The sequence below is a fragment of the Pantoea eucrina genome, from assembly GCF_020079945.1.
Lineage (GTDB): Bacteria > Pseudomonadota > Gammaproteobacteria > Enterobacterales > Enterobacteriaceae > Pantoea > Pantoea eucrina.
On the sequence record NZ_CP083448.1, the window covers coordinates 78,070 to 99,733 of the forward strand.

Below are 21,664 nucleotides of genomic sequence, written 5' to 3' on the forward strand. Positions count from 1 at the left end.
AAGGAGGAAAAAGCATGACTCGCATGGGAAAAGCTGCCAGCTGGGTGGCGGGCATTCTGCTGTTACTGATCGTGGTACTGGTTGTGGTGATTGCCACCTTTGACTGGAACCGCCTGAAACCAACCATTAATCAGAAAGTGTCAGCAGAGCTGAACCGTCCTTTCGCGATACGCGGCGACCTTGGCGTACACTGGGCGCGTAACCGCGCTGAGCCGGGCTGGCGCAGCTGGATCCCCTGGCCGCAGGTACACGCTGAAGATATCATGCTGGGCAATCCGCCCGACATTCCTGACGTGACGATGGTACACCTGCAGCGCGTTGATGCGACGCTGGCCCCCCTGGCGCTGCTGCACAAAGAGATCTACCTGCCCTGGATCAAGCTGCAGCAGCCCGACGCGCGTCTGATACAGCTCGCCAGCAAGAAGAATAACTGGACATTTACGCTCGCCAGTAGCGAAAACAGCGAGGCTGACGCGGCTCCCTCAGCCTGGTCATTCCGCATGGATAATATTCTGTTTGATCAGGGGCAGCTGCGCTACCGCGATGCGATCAACAAAGCGGATGTAACGGTGAATATCAACTCACTCGGTAAACCCGTGCCTTATGCTCAGGTTACCGGCGGCGATGATAAGCAGAAAGGCGCTGGCGATTTTGTTTTTGGCTGGCAGGCGAAAGGCACCTATAACCAGCAGCCGCTTTCCGGCGACGGCAGAATTGGCGGCATGCTTTCACTGCGCAGCAAAACCACGCCATTTCCGCTGCAGGCCGATCTGCGTAACGGCACCACGCGGGTAAGGCTGGAAGGCACGCTGCAGGATCCGCTGAACCTGGGCGGGCTGGATGTGCGCCTGCGATTTTCCGGCGATACGCTGGCCAATCTCTATGGCTTAACCGGCGTGCTGCTGCCTGATACCCCCCCTTATGAAACTGACGGTCATCTGACTGCCCGCTTTAATGACGCCAAAGGCGCGCTGTTCCGCTATGAAAAGTTTAATGGCCATATCGGTGACAGTGATATCCATGGATCGCTCACCTATCGTCAGGGCAAACCCCGGCCGAAGCTGAGCGGCGAACTCACTTCCCGTCAGCTGCGCATGGCCGATCTCGGCCCGCTGATTGGCGTTGATTCCGGTAAAGGGAGTGAGAAAACGGCGCGGGCGAAGGCGCAGCGTGGTGAAGCCGCCACGCAGCCTGCCGATCGCGTGCTGCCTTACGATAAGTTTGAAACCAAAAGCTGGGATGCGATGGATGCCGACGTGAAGTTTAGCGGCAAGCGCATTGAGCACAGCAGCAAGCTGCCGCTCAGCGACCTCTATACGCATCTGACGCTGGAAAAAGGCGATCTGTTGCTTGATCCGCTGCGCTTCGGCATGGCCGGCGGCAATATCAATACCACTATCCGGCTTGAGGGCAGCCGTTCACCGATGCGCGGCCGCGCCGATCTGCACGCGCGCAAACTGCAGCTGCGCCAGCTGTTCCCTGATGTAACCGCCATGCAGCGCAGCCTGGGCCAGCTCAACGGAGACGCAACGCTAAGCGGTACCGGCAATTCGGTTGCCGCACTGCTGGGCAGCAGCAACGGTCAGCTGCGCCTGCTGATGAACGATGGCCTCATCAGCCGCAGCCTGATGGAAATTGCCGGGCTTAACGTCGGAAACTACGTGGTGGGTAAACTGTTTGGTGATGATGAAGTGCGCATCAACTGTGCCGCCACCGATCTTACGCTGCGCCAGGGCGTCGCAACGCCGCGCCTGTTCGTGTTTGATACCGAAAATGCGGTAATCAACGTCACCGGCAACGTTAACTTTGCCAGCGAGCGACTCGATCTGTCGGTAAATCCTGAGAGCAAAGGCATTCGCATTATTACGCTGCGTTCTCCGCTCTACGTGCGCGGAACCTTTAAAAATCCGGATGCCGGGGTTAAAACCGGGCCGCTTATTGCACGCGGTGCGGCGGCCGTAGCGCTGGGGGCGGTTGTGGCACCGGCTGCCGCGCTGCTGGCGCTGATTTCACCCAGCGACACCGACGCTAATCAGTGCAGCAATGTGCTGCAGCAGATGAAGAGCCAGAAGTGATTAACTGCGCCATAGCACCTTAATGATGTGGTAACCAAACGCGGTTTTTACCGGTCCGTAAGGCTTCAGCAGCGGGCAGGTAAAAACCGCTTTATCAAAAGCCGGCACCATCTGTCCCTGACGAAACTCGCCCAAATCACCGCCGTTGCGTCCGGACGGGCAGGTTGAATGTTTTTTTGCCAGCTGCTGAAAGTTGCCTCCTTTCTCTAGCTGCGCCAGCAGGGCTTTCGCCTGTGCTTCCTCTTTCACAAGGATATGTAAAGCTGCTGCGGTTTTCGCCATGGTGCTCTCCTGTTATGTATAATGTGCGGCGCATTATAGCGTAGTGCGCGTCAGTTGCAGGGGCGCCATTGATGGCGACCTTTGCGTTCAGGTACGCACCCTGCGACGCGATGTAATTCTTCCTGTCTGATTCAATCGAGTGATGTTTTTTATGCGTTTAAACCCCGGCCAACAACGTGCTGTCGAATTTGTCACCGGCCCCTGCCTGGTGCTGGCGGGGGCGGGGTCCGGTAAAACCCGCGTCATTACCAATAAAATCGCTCACCTGATCCGCGAATGCGGCTATCAGGCGCGCCACATTGCTGCGGTGACGTTTACCAATAAGGCGTCGCGCGAAATGAAAGAGCGCGTGGCGCAAACGCTGGGACGCAAAGAGGCGCGCGGCCTGATGATTTCAACCTTTCATACGCTGGGGCTGGAGATTATCAAGCGTGAATATGCCGCGCTGGGGATGAAATCGAGCTTTTCGCTGTTTGACGACCAGGATCAGCTGGCGCTGCTGAAAGAGCTGACCAGCCAGTGGCTGGAAGAGGATAAAACACAGCTGCAGCAGCTGATTGCCACGATCTCTAACTGGAAAAATGATCTGATCGATCCGCAGGGTGCGGCAGCAATAGCAAAATCCCAGCGTGACCAGATATTTGCGCACTGCTATCAGCTCTATGATCGGCATCTCAAATCGTGCAACGTGCTCGATTTTGACGATCTCATCCTGCTGCCCACGCTGCTGCTGCAGCGTAATGAGGCGGTACGCGAACGCTGGCAGCAGCGTATTCGCTATCTGCTGGTGGATGAGTATCAGGATACCAACACCAGCCAGTATGAGCTGGTAAAACTGCTGGTCGGCGCGCGCGCGCGATTTACCGTGGTGGGCGATGACGACCAGTCTATCTACTCCTGGCGCGGGGCGCGTCCGCAAAACCTGGTGCTGCTGAAAGAGGACTTTCCGGCGCTGGAGGTCGTGAAGCTGGAGCAGAACTATCGCTCCACGCAGCGTATTCTCAAAGCGGCTAATATATTGATCGCCAATAACCCGCACGTGTTTGAAAAGCGTCTCTTTTCTGAACTGGGGTCAGGCGAATCGCTGAAGGTGCTGAGCGCGAATAATGAAGACCACGAAGCGGAGCGCGTAACCGGCGAGCTGATCGCACATCACTTTATCAACCGCACCCAGTATAAAGATTACGCCATTCTCTATCGCGGCAATCATCAGTCGCGCGTGTTTGAAAAGCTGCTGATGCAGAACCGCATTCCCTACCGTATTTCCGGCGGCACTTCGTTCTTTTCACGCCCGGAGATCAAGGATCTGCTGGCCTATCTGCGCGTGCTGACTAATCAGGATGACGACAGCGCGTTTCTGCGCATCGTAAATACGCCGCGTCGCGAAATCGGCCCGGCCACGCTGCAGAAGCTGGGTGAGTGGGCCACGCTGCGTAATAAGAGCCTGTTTAATGCCAGTTTTGACATGGGGCTGGCTCAGACGCTAAGCGGGCGCGGTCTGGAGCATCTGCAGCGTTTTACCCACTGGCTGAATGAGATTGTGCAGCTGACTGAACGGGAGCCGATTAGCGCGGTGCGCGATCTGATCCGCGGTATCGACTATCAGAGCTGGCTGTTTGAGACCTCCGGCAGTCCGAAAGCCGCAGAGATGCGGATGAAAAACGTCAATACGCTGTTCCAGTGGATGACGGAAATGCTTGAAGGTGATGAGCTGAATGAGCCCATGACGCTGGCACAGGTTGTCACGCGCTTTACCCTGCGCGATATGATGGAGCGGGGAGAGAGTGATGAAGATCTCGACCAGGTTCAGTTGATGACGCTGCACGCATCAAAAGGGCTGGAATTTCCCTATGTCTACCTGGTCGGCATGGAAGAAGGTCTGTTGCCGCATCAGAGCAGCATTGATGAGAACAACATCGAAGAGGAGCGGCGTCTCGCCTATGTAGGCATTACGCGCGCACAGAAAGAGCTGACCTTTACGCTCTGCCGGGAGCGTCGCCAGTATGGTGAGCTGATTCGTCCTGAACCCAGCCGTTTTTTGCTGGAACTGCCGCAGGATGACGTCGAGTGGGAGCGTGAGAAAAAAGTGGTAAGCGCAGAAGAGCGCGTTAAAACCGGGCAAACCCGGGTGGCCGGGTTGCGGGCAATGCTGGCGAATGCAAAAAAGTAGTGGCAGCCGTCACGTCATCAGGAGAAGGTCAGGAGCCAGTGAACGTAGGACTGAAAGTGGCTCTCCTGCTCCAGCAGCTCGGCGCGCAGCGGATGCGCCTCCAGCCAGCCCGCCGGCAGCGTAAGGTGCAGCGTATCCTCTTCTGCCAGTAAGCGTACCGCCGGAAGCGTATCGTCACGGCGACGCGTGGAGAAGATAATCGCCAGGCGCAGCAGGCGGCTCAGACGTTCTGCCGTACGCGGCGGCACGGCATTTTGCTGCGCCAGCAGAGCCAGATCGATACTGCCGCTCTGGTTCTGCAGCAAACAGGCGAGCACTTTTTTCTGCGCGGGCGTAAAGCCAGGCAGATCGAGATGGCGGATCAGATAGGCGGCGTGCCGGGGAGCCTGACGAAAATCGACGCTCAGGCCAATTTCGTGTACGGCACAGGCGCTTAACAGCAGATCGCGACAGCGCTGGTCAAGCTTCCAGCTCTGGCTGACCTGACGAAAAAAACGTTCAGCCAGCTGCTGCACCCGGTCAGCCTGTTCCACATCGATAGAAAAACGGCGCTGCACATTATGCAGCGTACGGCTGCGGATATCGCGATTGACCGGCAGATGGAGCATGCCATACACCAGACCTTCGCGCAGCGCGCCGCCTGCCAGCGTCATGCTATCAATATTCAGTTCGTTGAAAATGGCGATGAGAATCGACAAACCGCTGGGAAAGACCAGCGCACGCTCCAGCGTCAGCCCTTCAATTTCCAGCTCTTCCAGCTTGCCGCACTGAATAGCGCGCTGCTTCAGCTGCTGCAGTTTACTCAGGGTGATACGCTCATCCATCCCCTGCGCCACCATGATCTCCTGCAGAGCCTGAACCGTACCGGATGCACCGACGCAGACCTGCCATCCTTTCTCACGCAGCGCCGCTACCACGGGTTGCAGCATGTCGCGCGCCGCCTGTTCTGCCCGGTCAAAATTGTCCTGCGTCAGATGGCGATTGCTGAAAAAACGCTCCAGCCAGGTGACGCAGCCCATTGAAAGGCTGAACAGCGTGGTTGCGTGCGAACCTTCACCGGTAACCAGTTCGGTGCTGCCGCCGCCAATATCGACTACCAGACGCTGGTCGGAGCCGCCGGTCGTATGGGCCACGCCCTGATAGATCAGGCGCGCTTCTTCCTCACCGCTGATAACATTGACCGGACAGCCCAGGATCGCTTCAGCGGTGGTCAGAAAGTCTGGCGCGTTGCGTGCGATGCGCAGCGTGGCGGTCGCCACCACGCGGATCTGCTCTGGCGGGATATCCTGCAGCTGTTCCGAAAACAGCTTCAGGCACTGCCAGCCGCGCTGCATCGCCTCAGCAGAGAGTTCGCTGTCAGCATTAAGTCCTGCTGCCAGCCGGACTTTGCGCTTGATGCGCGCCACGGTCTGAATAGTGCCGGAAACTTCACGCACCACCAGCATATGAAAGCTGTTAGACCCGAGGTCGATCGCTGCATAGAGTGATGATGCGCTTAGCATGTGGGATTAACCTGGGCGTTTACGGTTATGGTTACGGGGCGCGCTGCTCCGGCGATTACTGTTATTGCCGCCGCGACGCTGACCGTTGCCGGTGCGGTTGCGCTGCAGACGTTTTGCCGGTGGCAGATCGCTGAGCAGCGCATCGCTGTTGTATTTGCTGACCGGAATGCCGTGACCGATATACTCCTCAATCGCGGGCAGATTCAGCGCATACTCTTCACACGCGAGGCTGATAGAGTGTCCGCTGGCGCCGGCACGGCCGGTACGACCAATACGGTGAACGTAATCTTCGCGATCGTCCGGCAGATCGTAGTTAAAGACGTGCGTTACGGCCGGAATATGCAGACCGCGCGCCGCAACATCCGTTGCTACCAGAATATCCACGTCGCCTTTGGTGAAATCATCGAGAATGCGCAGGCGCTTTTTCTGCGGGACATCACCGGTCAGCAGACCGACGCGATGACCGTCGGCGGCCAGATGGCCCCAGATATCTTCACAGCGATACTTGGTGTTAGCAAAGATGATGGCGCGATCGGGCCACTCTTCTTCGATCAGCGTCTGCAGCAGACGCATCTTCTCTTCATTGGATGGATAGAAGAGCTCTTCTTTGATGCGGTGGCCGGTTTTCTGTTCCGGTTCCACTTCGACATATTCCGCGTTGTTCATATGCTCAAACGCCAGTTCCCGGACGCGGTAAGAGAGCGTTGCGGAAAACAGCATGCTCAGACGCTGCGTGGCAGGCGGCATGCGGCGGAATAGCCAGCGAATATCTTTAATAAAGCCGAGATCGAACATGCGATCGGCTTCGTCCAGCACCACAACCTGAATAGCGCCCAGATTCACATGGTTCTGTTTTGCGTAATCAATCAGACGTCCGGTAGTGCCCACCAGGATGTCGACACCGTCAGCGAGCACTTTAAGCTGCTTGTCATAGCCGTCGCCGCCGTAAGCCAGACCCATTTTCAGGCCGGTCGCTTTAGCCAGCGGCTCCGCATCGGCGTGAATCTGTACGGCCAGCTCGCGCGTAGGGGCCATGATCAGCGCACGTGGCTGATTAACCTGGCGCCCTTCAGCAGCAGGGTGAGAAAGAAGATAATGAAACGTTGACGTCAGAAACGCCATCGTTTTGCCGGTACCGGTTTGCGCCTGACCCGCAACATCACGCCCTGAAAGCGCAAAAGGCAGTGCGAGCGCCTGGATAGGCGTGCAGTGCTGAAAGCCTTTGCTATCAAGGGCTTCCACGACCTGAGGGTGCAGGGCGAAGTCGGAAAACTTCTGTTCGGTTAAGTGTGTTTTGCTCATAGTGTGGTAGAATATCAGCTTACTATCGCTTTACGAAAGCGTATCCGATGAAATAAAGTTAACCAACGTTGGTATATTTTACGCCAATTCGCCAGGCATAATCTTTGGAGTTAAACATGAGCAGCGATAAAATCGTTCACCTCACCGATGACAGTTTCGATACTGACGTGCTGAAAGCCGAGGGTGTTACCCTGGTTGACTTCTGGGCTGAATGGTGTGGTCCTTGCAAAATGATCGCCCCGATCCTCGATGAAGTTGCTGAAGAGTACGACGGTAAGCTTACCATCGCCAAGCTGAACATTGATGAGAACCCAGGTACCGCGCCAAAATATGGCATCCGTGGTATTCCGACCCTGCTGCTGTTTAAAAACGGCGAAGTGGCGGCAACTAAAGTGGGTGCGCTGTCTAAAGGCCAGCTGAAAGAGTTCCTGAACGCCAATCTGGCGTAAGCGCAACGCGCTCTGTTCCGCAGTGGTGAATTTTTTCGCCACTGCTGGACGCCGCTGGTCAGGCGTGCTAATTTGACGATACTGCATTACGCACTTACCTTTGTAGTTTGCATCTAAAGATTTCTCTTGTCAGACCCCGCTCGAGTTGAACGTTTTTGTGGTTTGGCAATCTGACGGCTAGCATACCCGGCATCATCTTTCGACCGTCTCTCGCTTCCTATCGCTCTATCAGACGATACCCGCCGAGCAGTGTTGAAAAAGAGCCATTAACAGGCATGGAATTTTTGCCATACCATTCACGACAATCATTTCGAGAATTACCCCGAGTTTAAGAACCCATCACTATGAATCTTACCGAATTAAAGAATACGCCGGTTTCTGAGCTGATTACTCTCGGCGAAAATATGGGGCTGGAAAACCTGGCGCGCATGCGCAAACAGGACATTATTTTCGCCATCCTCAAACAACATGCGAAGAGCGGCGAAGACATCTTTGGTGATGGCGTGCTGGAGATATTGCAGGACGGATTTGGATTCCTCCGTTCCGGAGACAGCTCCTACCTCGCCGGTCCTGACGATATCTATGTTTCCCCCAGCCAGATTCGTCGTTTTAACCTGCGTACCGGCGACACCATTTCCGGTAAAATCCGTCCGCCAAAAGAGGGTGAGCGCTATTTTGCCCTGCTGAAAGTTAACGAAGTTAACTACGACAAGCCGGAAAACGCCCGCAGTAAGATTCTGTTCGAAAACCTCACGCCGCTGCACGCTAACAGTCGTCTGCGTATGGAGCGGGGTAATGGCTCAACTGAAGACTTAACCGCTCGCGTGCTGGATCTGGCGTCGCCAATTGGCCGCGGCCAGCGTGGCCTGATTGTGGCACCGCCAAAAGCGGGTAAAACCATGCTGCTGCAGAACATTGCGCAGAGCATTGCGTATAATCATCCGGATTGCGTCCTGATGGTGCTGCTGATTGATGAGCGCCCGGAAGAAGTGACCGAGATGCAGCGTCTGGTTAAAGGTGAAGTTATCGCCTCTACCTTCGATGAGCCTGCATCCCGCCACGTGCAGGTTGCTGAAATGGTCATCGAAAAGGCCAAGCGCCTGGTCGAGCATAAAAAAGATGTCATCATCCTGCTCGACTCAATCACCCGTCTGGCGCGTGCGTATAACACCGTGGTTCCTGCCTCAGGTAAAGTCCTGACCGGTGGTGTTGATGCCAACGCCCTGCATCGTCCGAAGCGTTTCTTCGGTGCAGCACGTAACGTGGAAGAGGGCGGTAGCCTGACTATCATCGCCACAGCGCTGGTTGATACCGGTTCGAAAATGGATGAAGTCATTTACGAAGAGTTTAAAGGTACAGGTAACATGGAACTGCACCTGTCGCGTAAGATTGCGGAAAAACGCGTCTTCCCGGCAATTGACTACAACCGTTCCGGTACCCGTAAAGAAGAGCTGCTCACCTCTCAGGAAGAGCTGCAGAAGATGTGGATCCTGCGCAAAATTATTCACCCGATGGGCGAGATTGACGCGATGGAGTTCCTCATCAACAAGCTGGCGATGACCAAAACCAACGATGAATTCTTCGACATGATGAAGCGTTCATAAGCGGTTAAAAGCGAAACAATGATATTGTTACGCAGGTAATAAATCGGCATTATTTCTGTTAAACGCCACGGCTTATCGTGGCGTTTTTTATTTGTGCGCATTAGGATTAGGCGAGTCAGAAAAGTTTTAGAATGACGCAAGCAGAAAGGCGGCGATTTTTTCAGCAACCGCGCGCGCTGCGGCCTGGTCAGACAGGGATATACAGCAATAACCGGGATTTTGCTTATTGTTGTCCACGATTTTAGCTGAGAGCGTTAATGTGAATTTACTCACTATGGGTGCAGAGCTGGGTTTAACTTTTCTCTTCTCTCTGGCATTCCTTTTTATGGCCCGTAAGGTCGCAAAAAAAATCGGATTAGTTGATAAGCCTAATGCAAGGAAAAAGCATCAGGGCGTTATCCCTCTCGTTGGCGGTATTTCCGTTTACGCTGGCGTTTGCTTCGCTTTCCTTATTACGCAGTCCTATATGCCGAACGGCCTGCTCTATCTCTTCTGTGCCGGCGTGCTGGTGCTGGTCGGCGCACTCGACGATCGCTTTGATATCAGCGTAAAGTTTCGCGCCTGTATGCAGGCGATTATCGCCGTTGTCATGATGTATGGCGCCAAGCTCTATTTGCTGAGTCTCGGTTTTATTGTGGGTCCGGTGGAGATTGTCGTCGGTCCCTTTGGCTACGTATTAACGCTGTTCGCCGTCTGGGCGGCAATTAATGCGTTTAACATGGTCGACGGTATCGATGGTCTGCTGGGCGGACTCTCCTGCGTAACGTTCGGTGCAATGGGGATCATTCTCTATTTTGACGGCATGACCAGCCTGGCAATGTGGTGTTTTGCCATGATCGCCGCCACTATTCCCTATATTTTGCTGAACCTCGGTTTTCTGGGCAAACGCTATAAAGTGTTTATGGGTGATGCCGGCAGCACCATGATCGGTTTCACCATTATCTGGATCCTGCTGGAAACGACACAGGGCCTGAGCCATCCTATTACGCCGGTAACAGCGCTGTGGCTGATCGCCATCCCGCTGATGGATATGGTGGCTATCATGTATCGCCGGCTGCGCAAGGGCATGAGTCCATTCTCAGCCGACAGGCAACATATTCACCATCTCATCATGCGTGCCGGTTTCTCGTCACGTCAGGCTTTTTTACTGATCACGCTGGCGGCGGCGCTGCTGGCAGGCATCGGCGTGCTCGGCGAATATCTGGCGTTCATACCTGAGTGGGTCATGCTGGTGCTCTTCCTGGTAGCATTTCTGCTCTATGGCTACTGCATTAAACACGCGTGGCGTATGGCACGAATGATTCGCCGTCTCAAGCGCAGATGGAATCAAGCGCATATCAATAAAACATGACCTGGATAAGCATCAGATAAGGACACCGCTGTTATGAACTCTGTTGTGGAGAACGAACTGGATATTCGCGGCCTGGGCTGCACGCTGTGGCGCGGTAAACGCTGGATAGCGGGCTGCGCTGTTCTGTTTGCCCTGCTGGCCTGGCTCGCTTCAATGCTGATGAAGCAGGCGTGGAGCACCACGGCAGTCACCGACCGGCCTACGGTTAACATGCTGGGCGACTACTATGTACAGCAGCAGTTTCTGAACAACCTCGATATCCACAGCAATGCGCTGAGCCTGAATAATCCGGCCCCTACCGTAATGGATGAGGTCTATCAGGAGTTCACCATGCAGCTCGCTTCATGGGATACGCGGCGCGATTTCTGGCAGCAGACCGACTATTTTAAAAGCCGTAAAAGTGGTAATGCGCATAATGATGCGGCCTTGCTGGACGATATGATCACCAACATCCAGTTTATGCCGGCAGATAGCGCGCACAACACGCTTGATACGGTGCGGCTGGTGGCAGAAACCGCCGGTGATGCTAACAATCTTCTGCGTCAGTATATTGCTTACGCCAGCGAGCGTGCGGCACGCCATCTGAATGAAGAGCTGAAAGGCGCATGGCAGGCGCGTAACGTGCAGCTGCAGTCGCAGGTTGACCGGCAGCAGGCGGTGGCGCAGGCGGTGTACGATCGCCAGCGTCAGCGCATTGAGCAGGCGCTGAAGCTCGCCAGTCAGCAGGGTATTACCGATAACCGTGCGCCTGCTGCAGGTGAGAGCCTGCCAGAGAGCGATCGCTTTTTACTGGGCCAGCAGCGGCTACAGGCGCAGCTCGATATGCTGCAGGCCAGCGGCCCCGCCTACGATTTGAGCTATGATCAAAACAGGGCGATGCTGAGCACGTTACAGGCTGGCCCACGCCTTGATAAACAGTTCCAGACTTACCGCTACCTGCGCACGCCGGAAGAGCCCGTTTCACGCGACAGCCCGCGCCGTCTGTTTATGATGGTGATGTGGGGAGCGATCGGGGCGCTGGTCGGAGCGGGTGTGGCGCTGGTGCGCCGGCCGCGCGCGTTATCAGCTATTCGCCAATAAGAGAATCAGCGTGAAAGTACTGACTGTATTTGGCACCCGTCCTGAAGCCATCAAAATGGCGCCGCTGGTGCAGGCACTGGCGCAGGATGCTGCGTTTGAATCCCGCCTGTGCGTCACCGCACAGCACCGTGAAATGCTCGATCAGGTGCTGCATCTGTTTCAGCTGCAGCCCGATTACGATTTAAATATCATGCGCCCGGAGCAGGGGCTGACCGAGATTACCTGCCGTATTCTGCAGGGCATGAAAACCGTTTTAGCCGATTTTAAACCTGATGTGGTGCTGGTGCACGGTGATACCACCACCACGCTGGCTGCCAGCCTGGCGGCCTTTTATCAGCAGATCCCGGTGGGACACGTCGAGGCTGGTTTACGCACCGGTAATCTGATGTCGCCCTGGCCGGAGGAGGCTAACCGCACGCTCACAGGCCATCTGGCAAGCTATCACTTCACGCCGACCACCACATCGCGGCAGAACCTGCTGCGGGAAAACCTGCCTGATGCGCGTATCTTTGTCACCGGCAATACGGTAATCGACGCGCTGCTGTGGGTGCGCGATCGCGTGCTGACCAACGCCGATCTCAATGCCCGCCTGGCGGCGCACTATCCGTTTCTGGAATCGGACAAAAAGCTGATCCTGGTTACCGGTCACCGGCGCGAAAGTTTTGGTAAGGGCTTTGAGCGTATCTGCAGTGCGCTGGCGCAGATTGCGCGCCTTCATCCGCAGGCGCAGATCGTCTATCCGGTGCATCTCAATCCCAACGTCAGCGAGCCGGTTAACCGGATACTTAGCGGTATCGACAATATTATTCTGATCGAACCGCAGGAGTATCTGCCGTTTGTCTGGTTGATGAACCGTGCCTGGCTGATCCTCACCGATTCCGGCGGAATTCAGGAAGAGGCGCCGTCGCTGGGAAAACCGGTGCTGGTGATGCGCGATACCACGGAGCGGCCGGAAGCGGTCGCGGCAGGGACGGTAAAACTGGTTGGCACCGATGTCGATACCATTGTCGCTGAAGTCACCCTGCTGCTGCAGGACGAAGAGGCGTGGCAGAGTATGAGCCGGGCACACAACCCTTATGGCGACGGCCACGCCTGCGCACGCATTCTGCAGGCGCTGAACAACAACAGAGTTTAATTATGTCTTTTAATACCATTTCCGTGATCGGACTGGGTTACATCGGGCTGCCAACGGCAGCCGTTTTCGCTTCAAGGGGAAAGCAGGTCGTGGGCGTGGATGTCAATCTGCGCGCCGTTGAAACCATTAACCGGGGGGAAATCCACATCGTGGAGCCCGATCTCGGCGAGGTGGTCCGGCAGGCGGTGCAGCAGGGGCTGCTGCGCGCCACCACGACGGCAGAACCGGCAGATGCGTTTCTGATCGCTGTCCCCACGCCCTTTATGAACGATCATCAGCCAGACCTGAGCTTTGTCCGCGCGGCCGCGCTGTCGCTGGCACCGGTACTGAAAACAGGCGATCTGGTGATTCTGGAGTCGACTTCGCCGGTCGGCGCCACAGAGCAGATGGCGGAATGGCTGGCCGAGGCGCGTCCCGATCTGCGTTTTCCTCAGCATGAGGGCGAGAGCGATATCTTTATCGCCTACTGTCCGGAGCGGGTGCTGCCCGGCAAGGTGATGACCGAACTGCTGGAGAACGATCGCGTGATTGGCGGCATGACGCCCGCCTGTTCGGCGCGTGCCAGCGAGCTGTACCGTATTTTCCTGCGCGGAGCCTGCGTTGAAACCAACGCGCGTACGGCGGAGATGTGCAAGCTGACGGAAAACAGCTTCCGCGATGTCAATATCGCTTTTGCTAATGAGCTGTCGCTGATCTGCGCCGATCAGAAGATCAACGTCTGGGAGCTGATTGCGCTGGCGAACCGGCATCCGCGCGTCAATATTCTGCAGCCCGGACCGGGCGTGGGCGGACACTGTATTGCCGTCGACCCGTGGTTTATTGTGGCGCAGAACCCGCAGCAGGCGCGGCTGATTCGCACCGCGCGTGAAGTGAATGATGCCAAACCTGGCTGGGTACTGGAGCAGGCAAAACAGGCGCTGGCGGAGTGCGCGACGCAGAGCGATAAGCGCGCCAGCGAGATCGCTATTGCCTGTTTCGGGCTGGCGTTTAAGCCCGATATCGACGATCTGCGTGAGAGCCCGGCAATGGCGGTCGCGCAGCGCATTGCGGCGTGGCACAGCGGAGAGACCTGGGTTGTCGAGCCGCACGTTACGTCGATTCCTGACCGGCTGGGGCAGGACGCCTCGCTGGTATCCGTGGAGCAGGCGCTACAGCAGGCTGACATTCTGGTGATGCTGGTTGATCATGCACAGTTCCGGGCCATTGACGCTGCGCAGATTGCCCAGCCGTGGATTGTCGATACCAAAGGGGTATGGCGATGAAACGCTTTCTGATCACCGGCGGCGCGGGATTTATAGGCTCAGCGCTGGTGCGCTTTCTGATTGAAAGCACGGAGCATCAGGTCGTGGTGGTGGATAAGCTAAGCTACGCCGGCAATCTGGCGTCGCTGGCGGGCGTGCAGCAGCATCCGCGTTTTGCCTTTGAACAGGTTGATATCTGTAACCGGCCGGAGCTTGATCGGGTGCTGGCGCAGTATCAGCCCGACTGCGTAATGCATCTGGCAGCAGAAAGCCACGTCGACCGCTCGATTGATGGGCCATTTGCCTTTATCGAAACCAATATTGTCGGCACTTATCATCTGCTGGAAGCGGTACGCCACTACTGGCAGGCGATGGAGAGCACGCGCAAAGCTGGCTTCCTGCTGCACCATATTTCCACAGACGAAGTCTTTGGCGATCTGCACGGTACGGATGATTTTTTCACCGAAACCACGCCTTATGCGCCGAGCAGCCCCTACTCCGCATCAAAAGCCAGCAGCGATCATCTGATGCGTGCCTGGATGCGAACGTACGGACTGCCGGTAATCGTCACCAACTGCTCCAATAATTATGGCCCGTGCCATTTTCCGGAGAAGCTGGTCCCGCTGACTATCATCAATGCGCTGGCGGGCAAGGCGCTGCCGGTCTACGGCAACGGCAGCCAGATCCGCGACTGGCTCTATGTGGAAGATCATGCGCGCGCGCTCTATACCGTTGTCAGTCACGGCACAGCAGGAGAGACCTACAATATTGGCGGGCATAATGAGCGACGTAATCTTGAGGTAGTGCACGCCCTGTGCGATCTGCTCGATGAGCTTGCCGCCGGGCAGCGTCCTGCGGCGATTAACAGCTACCGCGAGCTGATCGCCTTTGTTAGCGACCGTCCCGGACACGATCTGCGTTACGCCATCGATGCCAGCAAAATTGCCCGCGAGCTGGGCTGGACGCCACAGGAAACCTTTGAGAGCGGCATACGTAAAACGGTGGAGTGGTATCTGGCCAACCCGCAGTGGTGGCAGGCTATTCTCAACGGCAGCTATCGCGCTGAACGCCTCGGCTTAACCGCATCGCGCTGAAGCAGAGCCAGAAGGAGCAATGATGAAAGGTATTATTCTGGCGGGTGGTTCAGGAACGCGCCTGCATCCGATTACCCGCGCAATTTCCAAGCAGCTGCTGCCGGTGTATGACAAGCCGATGATCTATTATCCCCTTTCTGTCCTGATGCTGGCAGGCATCCGCGATGTGTTGATCATTACCACGCCTGAAGACCGGGCGCACTTTGAGCGTCTGCTGGGGGATGGCAGTGAGTTTGGTGTCCGGCTCTCCTATGCTGAACAGCCAAGCCCCGATGGACTGGCGCAGGCGTTTATTATTGGTGAATCGTTTATTGGTGACGACCACTGCTGTCTGGTGCTGGGCGACAATCTCTACTTTGGTCAGGGTTTTAGTCCGAAGCTGAAAAAAGTGGCTGCCCGAACGGAAGGCGCGACGCTCTTCGCTTACCAGGTGATGGATCCCGAGCGGTTCGGCGTGGTGGAATTTGATGAGGCGTTTAATGCGCTTTCAATCGAAGAGAAGCCGGCGCAGCCAAAATCGCGCTGGGCGGTGACCGGACTCTATTTTTACGATCGCCGCGTGGTGGAGTTTGCAAAGCGCGTCCAGCCCTCGGCGCGCGGTGAGCTGGAGATTACGGCGATTAACCAGATGTACCTGGAGGCTGGCTCACTCTCTGTTGAGCTGCTGGGTCGCGGGTTCGCCTGGCTGGATACCGGTACGCATGACAGCCTGGTTGAAGCCAGCGTCTTTGTGCAGACGGTAGAAAAGCGGCAGGGATTCAAGATAGCCTGCCTGGAAGAGATTGCCTGGCGCAACGGCTGGCTGAGCGATGCTCAGCTACAGGCGGCAGGCGAGGCGTTAACCAAAACCGGCTACGGCCAGTATCTGCTGGATATTTTACATGCCCGTCCGCGTCAGTATTGATCCCCTTGAGTGGGAGAGTGACTTCTTTCATCAGCCCACGGCGCGCCTGACGCTGCAGGGTGAACTAACGTTGCCGCAGGCGCTGCAGCAGGCGACAGGCCTGCTGCAGATAAAAGTGCCGGCAGAGCAGACCGCGGCGATTGATGCGGTCTGCCAGCACGGCTTTCAGCTGGTTGAGGGAGAAGCCGATCTGACGTTACCGCTGACGCAGACGGCGCGTCAGCCTGGCGTACGAATTGCGCGTGAGGCGCAAATCCCGGCGTTGCGTGCCGCCGCTGCAGAAGCCTTCAGCCAGAGCCGGTTTCGTGCCCCGTGGTTTGACGCGGCCGACAGCGGCCGGTTTTATGCGCAGTGGATTGAAAACGCGGTGCGCGGCACCTTCGATCACCAGTGTCTGATCGCCTGCGATGAACAGGGCAGCCTGCAGGGCTTTGTCTCCCTGCGTGAAGTGAACGGCGATGTGCGTATCGGACTGCTGGCGGTGCTGCCTGATGCCCGGTCGCAGGGTATTGGCCAGCGTCTGCTGCTGGCTGCGGCTGACTGGGGCCGGGTGCGCCAGCTGGCGCAGCTGCGAGTTGCCACGCAGCTCAGCAATCTTGCAGCGATGCGCCTCTATTTACGCTGCGGTGCCCGGCTGGAAAGCACCGCCTACTGGTTTTACAGGAAAGCATCATGATCCCTTTTAACGCGCCCCCTGTGGTGGGCACTGAAACAGACTATATGCAGTCGGCGATGGCCAGCGGCAAGCTGTGCGGTGACGGCGGCTTTACCCGCCGCTGCCAGCAGTGGATGGAGCAGCATTTTGGCAGTAAAAAAGTGCTGCTGACGCCCTCCTGCACCGCCTCGCTGGAGATGGCCGCGCTGCTGATCAACATCGAGCCCGGTGATGAAGTGATCATGCCGAGCTATACCTTTGTCTCCACCGCAAACGCGTTTGTGCTGCGCGGCGCCACCATTGTCTTTGTTGACGTGCGCCCGGATACGATGAACATTGATGAGACACTGATTGAGGCTGCGATCACGCCGAAAACGCGCGCTATCGTACCGGTACACTATGCGGGCGTGGCGTGTGAAATGGACACCATTATGGCGCTGGCCGCAAAGCATCAGCTTTATGTCATTGAAGATGCTGCACAGGGCGTCATGTCACAGTATAAAGGCCGCGCGCTTGGCACCATCGGGCACATCGGCTGCTTTAGCTTTCACGAAACGAAAAATTACACCGCCGGAGGTGAAGGCGGTGCGACGCTGATAAATGATGCAGCGCTCACCGAGCGTGCTGAAATTATCCGGGAAAAAGGCACCAACCGCAGTCAGTTTTTCCGTGGTCAGGTGGATAAATATACCTGGCGCGATATCGGCTCAAGCTACCTGATGGCCGATCTGCAGGCAGCCTATCTCTGGGCGCAGCTAGAAGCGGCGCAGACTATTAACCAGCAGCGACTGCGACTGTGGCAGCGCTACTACGACGCGCTGCAGCCGCTGGCGGCTCAGGGGCGGATCGCGCTGCCGGCAGTGCCGGATAGCTGCCGTCATAATGCGCATATGTTCTATCTGAAACTGCGCGATAGTGACGATCGCGAAGCGCTGATACGCTGGATGAAAGAAGCGGCGATCCTCACGGTGTTTCACTACATTCCGCTGCATACGTCGCCTGCCGGTGAGCGATTTGGCCGCTTCCACGGTGAAGATCGCGTCACCACACGCGACAGCGAGCGCCTGCTGCGCCTGCCGCTGTTCTATAACCTGTCAGATAACAATCAGCGTACCGTGATTAGCTCTCTGCTGAGCTACTTTGCCTGATGTCGCTGGCAAAAGCATCGGTCTGGACCGCGACCTCCACGCTGGTAAAAATTGCGGCTGGCCTGCTGGTGATAAAGCTGCTGGCGCTGAGTTTCGGTCCGGAAGGCGTCGGGCAGGCGGGCAACTTCCGGCAGCTGATTACCGTGCTCGGCGTACTGGCTGGCGCAGGCATTTTTAATGGCGTGACCGCCAGCGTGGCGCAGCTGCAGCATGAACCTGCGCAGCTGCGGGCGCTGACCGGTACGGCCTCTGCGATGGTGCTGGGCTTTTCGGCGCTGCTGGCCGCGGGTCTGCTGCTGGGGGCGGCACCGGTCAGCCGGATGCTGTTTGGGCACGAGCACTACCAGAGCGTGGTGCGCATCGTGGCGTTTCTGCAGTTTGGCATCGCCTGGGCGAATCTGGCACTGGCGCTGCTGAAAGGCTTTCGCGATGCGCGCGGCAATGCGCTGGCGCTGATAACCGGCAGCCTGACAGGGGTGGCCGGTTATATTATTTGCTGGTGGCTGGGCGGTTATCAGGGGGCGCTGGCGGGACTGGCGCTGGTCCCGGCGCTGCTGGTGATACCGGCGCTGATTATGCTGCGGCGCCATCGTGCGGTGCTGCCGCTGCGCTGGCTCAGGCCAGTATGGCAGCCGGAACTGGCACGCAACCTGGCAAAATATACGCTGATGGCGCTGATAACGTCGATCACGCTGCCGGTTGCGTGGGTAATGATGCGTAATCTGCTGGCGGAACAGCAGGGCTGGGCGCAGGTGGGATTATGGCAGGGCGTGACGACGATCTCTGACGCCTATCTGCAGTTTATTACCGCTACTTTCAGCGTCTGGCTGCTGCCGACGCTGGCACGCCTGGAGCATAAGCCGCAGATTGCACGGGAGATAGGCCGCGCGCTGCGGTTTGTACTGCCGGCGGTAGCGGCCGCCAGTTTCGCGGTCTGGCTGCTGCGCGACATGGCGATCTGGCTGCTGTTTTCCCCGCAGTTTAGCGGCATGCGCGATCTTTTTATCTGGCAGTTATGTGGCGATCTCTTTAAAGTCGGCGCCTATGTTTTCGGATATCTGGTGATCGCCAAAGCGTCGCTGCGCTTCTATATTCTCACCGAGATCAGCCAGTTTGCTTTGCTGACGCTGTTTTCGCGCTGGCTGATCCCGCTTCACGGCGCGACTGGCGCAGCGCAGGCGTATATGGCGACCTATATACTCTATTTTGCCCTTTGCTGTGGCGCTTTCCTGATTTATTGCCGGACAAAATGACGTTATTTCATGTGCTGGGATCTGATATCCCGCATCACAATCAGACGGTGCTGCGTTTCTTTAATGACGTGATAGGCACTGAATTGCCTGCCGCCGCGCCGCGCCGCTTTATGGTGGTTGCTGCGCCTGGCTCGCTGCCCGCCTGTAGCCAGCTGCAGATCGAAACTTTCGCTACTAAAGCCGCGCTGGCGCAGGCGGTAATAGCGCGCGCCGCCGATCGCTCCCGGCGCTTTTTCTTTCACGGACAGTTTAACCCGCGTATCTGGCTGGCGCTGCTCAGCGGAAAGATCCGCCGCCATCAGGCGTTCTGGCATGTCTGGGGAGCTGACCTGTATGAAGAGGGTGCCGGGCTGAAATATCGTCTGTTCTATCTGCTGCGCCGCATCGCGCAGGGGCGTATGGCACAGGTGTTTGCTACGCGCGGCGATCTCTTTTTTTATCAGCAGCGGCATCCGCAGGTGCCGGCGTCACTGCTCTATTTTCCGACGCGCATGCCTGATATTGCGCTGCCGGCAGCCACAGCATCGGACAGTGCGCTGACGATCCTGCTGGGCAACTCCGGCGACCGCAGCAACCGGCACATTGAAGGATTGCAGGCGATACGCCGGCAGTTTGGCGAGCAGGTCAGCGTGCTGGTTCCGCTCGGCTACCCGGCCAACAACTATGCCTATATTGATGAGATCGATGCGGCGGCGCAGCGTCTGTTTCCGGCCGGGCAGGTTACGCTGATCCGCGACAGGCTCGATTTTCCAGCCTACCTGCAGTTGCTCAGACGCTGCCAGCTTGGCTATTTTATGTTTGAGCGGCAGCAGGGGATTGGCACGCTCTGTTTGCTGATTCAGGCTAACATTCCCTTTGTGCTGAACCGTAAAAATCCGTTCTGGCGCGATCTCAGCGAGCAGGGCATCCCGGTGCTGTTCAGCTGTGACGAACTTGATGCCAGCCGCATCGCGGAAGCGCAGCGCCAGCTGACGGCGTGCGACAAACCGGCCATCGCTTTTTTTGCGCCGGGCTATCTTGCCGGCTGGCGCCATGCGCTCAGCCTGAGTGAAGGAAGTGCATCATGAGTCTGCTGCAGTTTAGTGGTCTGCTGGTGGTTTATCTCTGCTCGCTGGGCTTTATCCTGACGCTGACCTGGCGTGAGTTCAGGCGCGTGCGCTTTAACTTTCATCTCTTCTTTACGCTGCTGTTTCTGCTGACCTTCTACTTTGGTTTTCCGCTGACCAGCGTACTGGTATTCCGCTTTGATGTGGCCGTGGTACCGCCCGCCTTTCTGCTGCAGGCGCTGCTGGCAGCCACCAGCTTCTACGCTATTTACTACGTCAGTTATAAAGTCCGGCTGCGACCGGCCAGCGCCGCGCCGCGCAAGCCGTGGCTGGTAATGGATCGGGTGGAGACGCATCTCACCTGCCTGCTGCTGGCGCTGGTGGCGATTGGCACGGTGACCGTGTTTTTCATGCACAACGGGCTGCTGCTGTTCCGGCTCTCGGCCTATAACCAGATTTTCTCGAGTGAGGTTTCTGGCGTGGCGCTCAAGCGCTTCTTCTATTTCTTTATTCCGGCGATGCTGATCCGCTATTTTCTGCATCCGACACAGCGGCAGTGGCTGCTGTTTCTGCTGGTAACAGTGGCGTTTGGCTTGCTGACCTATGCGCTGGTGGGCGGTACGCGCGCGAACATCATCATCGCCTTTGCGCTGTTTCTGTTTATTGGTATTACGCGCGGCTGGATCACGCTCTGGATGCTGGCAGGGGCAGGCGCGATGGCGATCTGCGGTATGTTCTGGCTGGCGCTGCGGCGCTACAACCTGGATGTGGCCGGGGCAGAGGCCTTTTATACGTTTCTCTACCTGACTCGGGATACGTTCTCGCCGTGGGAGAACCTGGCGCTGCTGCTGCAGAACTATGACAAAATCGATTTTCAGGGGCTGGCGCCGCTCTGGCGCGACTTTTATGTCTTTATTCCGGGCTGGCTGTGGCCCGATCGTCCCTCTGCGATCCTGAACAGCGCTAACTACTTTACCTGGGAAGTGCTGAATAACCACTCCGGCCTGGCCATTTCGCCGACGCTGATCGGTTCGCTGCTGATCATGGGTGGCGTGCTGTTTATTCCGCTGGGTGCGGTAGCGGTGGGCCTCCTGATGAAAGGCTTTGACGCGCTTTATACGCAGGGACGTGACAGCGACAACCGCTATAGCGGCGCGGTGCTGCAGAGTTTCTGCTTCGGTGCGGTGTTTAACATGATCGTTCTCGCTCGCGAGGGGCTGGACGCATTCGGCTCGCGCGTGGTGTTTTTCTGCATCATTTTTGCCGCCTGTACAGGCCTGGCAAAGCTGCTCAGCTGGCTGCTGGCGCGCGCAGGGCTTATTCGTCCGCGTCGTGTTCAGGCGCTGCGCGGTTCCTCCTGATCATCGGGCAAA

18 protein-coding genes are annotated in these 21,664 nt (G+C 57.1%); 15 read left to right on the plus strand and 3 right to left on the minus strand.

What is annotated here, in order from left to right:
• The first annotated feature begins 14 nt into the window (after positions 1-14).
• Positions 15-2,075 carry an AsmA family protein gene (locus tag LAC65_RS00340; RefSeq protein WP_039381687.1) on the plus strand — a complete coding sequence of 687 codons (2,061 nt, stop codon included), beginning with the start codon at positions 15-17 and terminating at the stop codon, positions 2,073-2,075.
• Here LAC65_RS00340 and ppiC read toward each other — a convergent pair whose 3' ends face one another.
• Complete coding sequence (ppiC, locus tag LAC65_RS00345; RefSeq protein ID WP_039381691.1) at positions 2,076-2,357, minus strand: peptidylprolyl isomerase PpiC; 282 nt, start codon at positions 2,355-2,357, stop codon at positions 2,076-2,078.
• A 151-nt stretch (positions 2,358-2,508) separates the two neighbouring features.
• Between ppiC and rep the strand changes: the two genes are divergently transcribed.
• Complete coding sequence (gene rep, locus LAC65_RS00350) at positions 2,509-4,527, plus strand: DNA helicase Rep (RefSeq protein WP_039385675.1); 2,019 nt, start codon at positions 2,509-2,511, stop codon at positions 4,525-4,527.
• 17 nt (positions 4,528-4,544) lie between these two features.
• Here rep and ppx read toward each other — a convergent pair whose 3' ends face one another.
• Positions 4,545-6,029: an exopolyphosphatase gene (gene ppx, locus LAC65_RS00355; RefSeq protein WP_039381693.1), complete on the minus strand. Its 1,485-nt coding sequence runs from the start codon at positions 6,027-6,029 to the stop codon at positions 4,545-4,547.
• 6 nt (positions 6,030-6,035) lie between these two features.
• Positions 6,036-7,331: an ATP-dependent RNA helicase RhlB gene (rhlB, locus tag LAC65_RS00360; protein ID WP_039381696.1), complete on the minus strand. Its 1,296-nt coding sequence runs from the start codon at positions 7,329-7,331 to the stop codon at positions 6,036-6,038.
• A 116-nt stretch (positions 7,332-7,447) separates the two neighbouring features.
• Here rhlB and trxA point away from each other — a divergent pair, with 116 nt between their 5' ends.
• The 13 genes from trxA (at position 7,448) to wzyE (ending at position 21,652) form a co-directional block, all read left to right on the plus strand.
• Positions 7,448-7,780, plus strand: a complete 333-nt coding sequence (gene trxA, locus LAC65_RS00365) for a thioredoxin TrxA (RefSeq protein WP_039381699.1) — start codon at positions 7,448-7,450, stop codon at positions 7,778-7,780.
• 344 nt (positions 7,781-8,124) lie between these two features.
• Positions 8,125-9,384, plus strand: coding sequence for a transcription termination factor Rho (gene rho, locus LAC65_RS00370; protein WP_039381703.1), 1,260 nt, complete (start codon positions 8,125-8,127; stop codon positions 9,382-9,384).
• 274 nt (positions 9,385-9,658) lie between these two features.
• Positions 9,659-10,735 carry a UDP-N-acetylglucosamine--undecaprenyl-phosphate N-acetylglucosaminephosphotransferase gene (gene wecA, locus LAC65_RS00375; protein WP_071668220.1) on the plus strand — a complete coding sequence of 359 codons (1,077 nt, stop codon included), beginning with the start codon at positions 9,659-9,661 and terminating at the stop codon, positions 10,733-10,735.
• Positions 10,736-10,768: 33 nt separating this feature from the next.
• Positions 10,769-11,815, plus strand: a complete 1,047-nt coding sequence (wzzE, locus tag LAC65_RS00380; protein ID WP_039381710.1) for an ECA polysaccharide chain length modulation protein — start codon at positions 10,769-10,771, stop codon at positions 11,813-11,815.
• Between the two features lie 10 nt (positions 11,816-11,825).
• Complete coding sequence (gene wecB / locus LAC65_RS00385) at positions 11,826-12,950, plus strand: non-hydrolyzing UDP-N-acetylglucosamine 2-epimerase (protein ID WP_039385676.1); 1,125 nt, start codon at positions 11,826-11,828, stop codon at positions 12,948-12,950.
• Positions 12,951-12,952: 2 nt separating this feature from the next.
• The gene (wecC, locus tag LAC65_RS00390) at positions 12,953-14,212 is read left to right on the plus strand and encodes a UDP-N-acetyl-D-mannosamine dehydrogenase (RefSeq protein ID WP_039381713.1); all 1,260 of its coding nucleotides are present in this window, start codon (positions 12,953-12,955) and stop codon (positions 14,210-14,212) included.
• Positions 14,209-15,285: a dTDP-glucose 4,6-dehydratase gene (gene rfbB / locus LAC65_RS00395; RefSeq protein ID WP_039381715.1), complete on the plus strand. Its 1,077-nt coding sequence runs from the start codon at positions 14,209-14,211 to the stop codon at positions 15,283-15,285. The genes wecC and rfbB overlap by 4 nt, the downstream gene beginning before the upstream one ends.
• 22 nt (positions 15,286-15,307) lie before the next feature.
• Positions 15,308-16,189 (plus strand): glucose-1-phosphate thymidylyltransferase RfbA, encoded by an 882-nt coding sequence (rfbA, locus tag LAC65_RS00400; RefSeq protein ID WP_039381718.1) that lies wholly within the window; start codon positions 15,308-15,310, stop codon positions 16,187-16,189.
• Positions 16,167-16,865: a dTDP-4-amino-4,6-dideoxy-D-galactose acyltransferase gene (gene rffC / locus LAC65_RS00405; protein WP_039381720.1), complete on the plus strand. Its 699-nt coding sequence runs from the start codon at positions 16,167-16,169 to the stop codon at positions 16,863-16,865. The genes rfbA and rffC overlap by 23 nt, the downstream gene beginning before the upstream one ends.
• Complete coding sequence (gene rffA, locus LAC65_RS00410; protein ID WP_039381722.1) at positions 16,862-17,992, plus strand: dTDP-4-amino-4,6-dideoxygalactose transaminase; 1,131 nt, start codon at positions 16,862-16,864, stop codon at positions 17,990-17,992. The genes rffC and rffA overlap by 4 nt, the downstream gene beginning before the upstream one ends.
• The gene (wzxE, locus tag LAC65_RS00415) at positions 17,992-19,245 is read left to right on the plus strand and encodes a lipid III flippase WzxE (RefSeq protein WP_039381724.1); all 1,254 of its coding nucleotides are present in this window, start codon (positions 17,992-17,994) and stop codon (positions 19,243-19,245) included. The genes rffA and wzxE overlap by 1 nt, the downstream gene beginning before the upstream one ends.
• Entirely contained in the window at positions 19,242-20,312 is a 1,071-nt protein-coding gene (wecF, locus tag LAC65_RS00420; protein WP_039381728.1) for a TDP-N-acetylfucosamine:lipid II N-acetylfucosaminyltransferase, read from the plus strand. The genes wzxE and wecF overlap by 4 nt, the downstream gene beginning before the upstream one ends.
• Entirely contained in the window at positions 20,309-21,652 is a 1,344-nt protein-coding gene (gene wzyE / locus LAC65_RS00425; protein ID WP_039381732.1) for an ECA oligosaccharide polymerase, read from the plus strand. The genes wecF and wzyE overlap by 4 nt, the downstream gene beginning before the upstream one ends.
• Positions 21,653-21,664: the final 12 nt, after the last annotated feature.

What these genes read in the sequence shown, in the direction of transcription:
- wzxE (WP_039381724.1), top strand. Translation starts at nt 17,992, where the DNA reads ATGTCGCTGGCAAAAGCATCGGTCTGGACCGCGACCTCCACGCTGGTA.
- ppiC (WP_039381691.1), bottom strand. Translation starts at nt 2,357, where the DNA reads ATGGCGAAAACCGCAGCAGCTTTACATATCCTTGTGAAAGAGGAAGCA.
- rffC (WP_039381720.1), top strand. Translation starts at nt 16,167, where the DNA reads ATGCCCGTCCGCGTCAGTATTGATCCCCTTGAGTGGGAGAGTGACTTC.
- wzzE (WP_039381710.1), top strand. Translation starts at nt 10,769, where the DNA reads ATGAACTCTGTTGTGGAGAACGAACTGGATATTCGCGGCCTGGGCTGC.
- rfbB (WP_039381715.1), top strand. Translation starts at nt 14,209, where the DNA reads ATGAAACGCTTTCTGATCACCGGCGGCGCGGGATTTATAGGCTCAGCG.
- rhlB (WP_039381696.1), bottom strand. Translation starts at nt 7,331, where the DNA reads ATGAGCAAAACACACTTAACCGAACAGAAGTTTTCCGACTTCGCCCTG.
- rfbA (WP_039381718.1), top strand. Translation starts at nt 15,308, where the DNA reads ATGAAAGGTATTATTCTGGCGGGTGGTTCAGGAACGCGCCTGCATCCG.
- rep (WP_039385675.1), top strand. Translation starts at nt 2,509, where the DNA reads ATGCGTTTAAACCCCGGCCAACAACGTGCTGTCGAATTTGTCACCGGC.
- ppx (WP_039381693.1), bottom strand. Translation starts at nt 6,029, where the DNA reads ATGCTAAGCGCATCATCACTCTATGCAGCGATCGACCTCGGGTCTAAC.
- wecA (WP_071668220.1), top strand. Translation starts at nt 9,659, where the DNA reads ATGGGTGCAGAGCTGGGTTTAACTTTTCTCTTCTCTCTGGCATTCCTT.
- wecF (WP_039381728.1), top strand. Translation starts at nt 19,242, where the DNA reads ATGACGTTATTTCATGTGCTGGGATCTGATATCCCGCATCACAATCAG.
- wecC (WP_039381713.1), top strand. Translation starts at nt 12,953, where the DNA reads ATGTCTTTTAATACCATTTCCGTGATCGGACTGGGTTACATCGGGCTG.
- LAC65_RS00340 (WP_039381687.1), top strand. Translation starts at nt 15, where the DNA reads ATGACTCGCATGGGAAAAGCTGCCAGCTGGGTGGCGGGCATTCTGCTG.
- rffA (WP_039381722.1), top strand. Translation starts at nt 16,862, where the DNA reads ATGATCCCTTTTAACGCGCCCCCTGTGGTGGGCACTGAAACAGACTAT.
- rho (WP_039381703.1), top strand. Translation starts at nt 8,125, where the DNA reads ATGAATCTTACCGAATTAAAGAATACGCCGGTTTCTGAGCTGATTACT.
- trxA (WP_039381699.1), top strand. Translation starts at nt 7,448, where the DNA reads ATGAGCAGCGATAAAATCGTTCACCTCACCGATGACAGTTTCGATACT.
- wzyE (WP_039381732.1), top strand. Translation starts at nt 20,309, where the DNA reads ATGAGTCTGCTGCAGTTTAGTGGTCTGCTGGTGGTTTATCTCTGCTCG.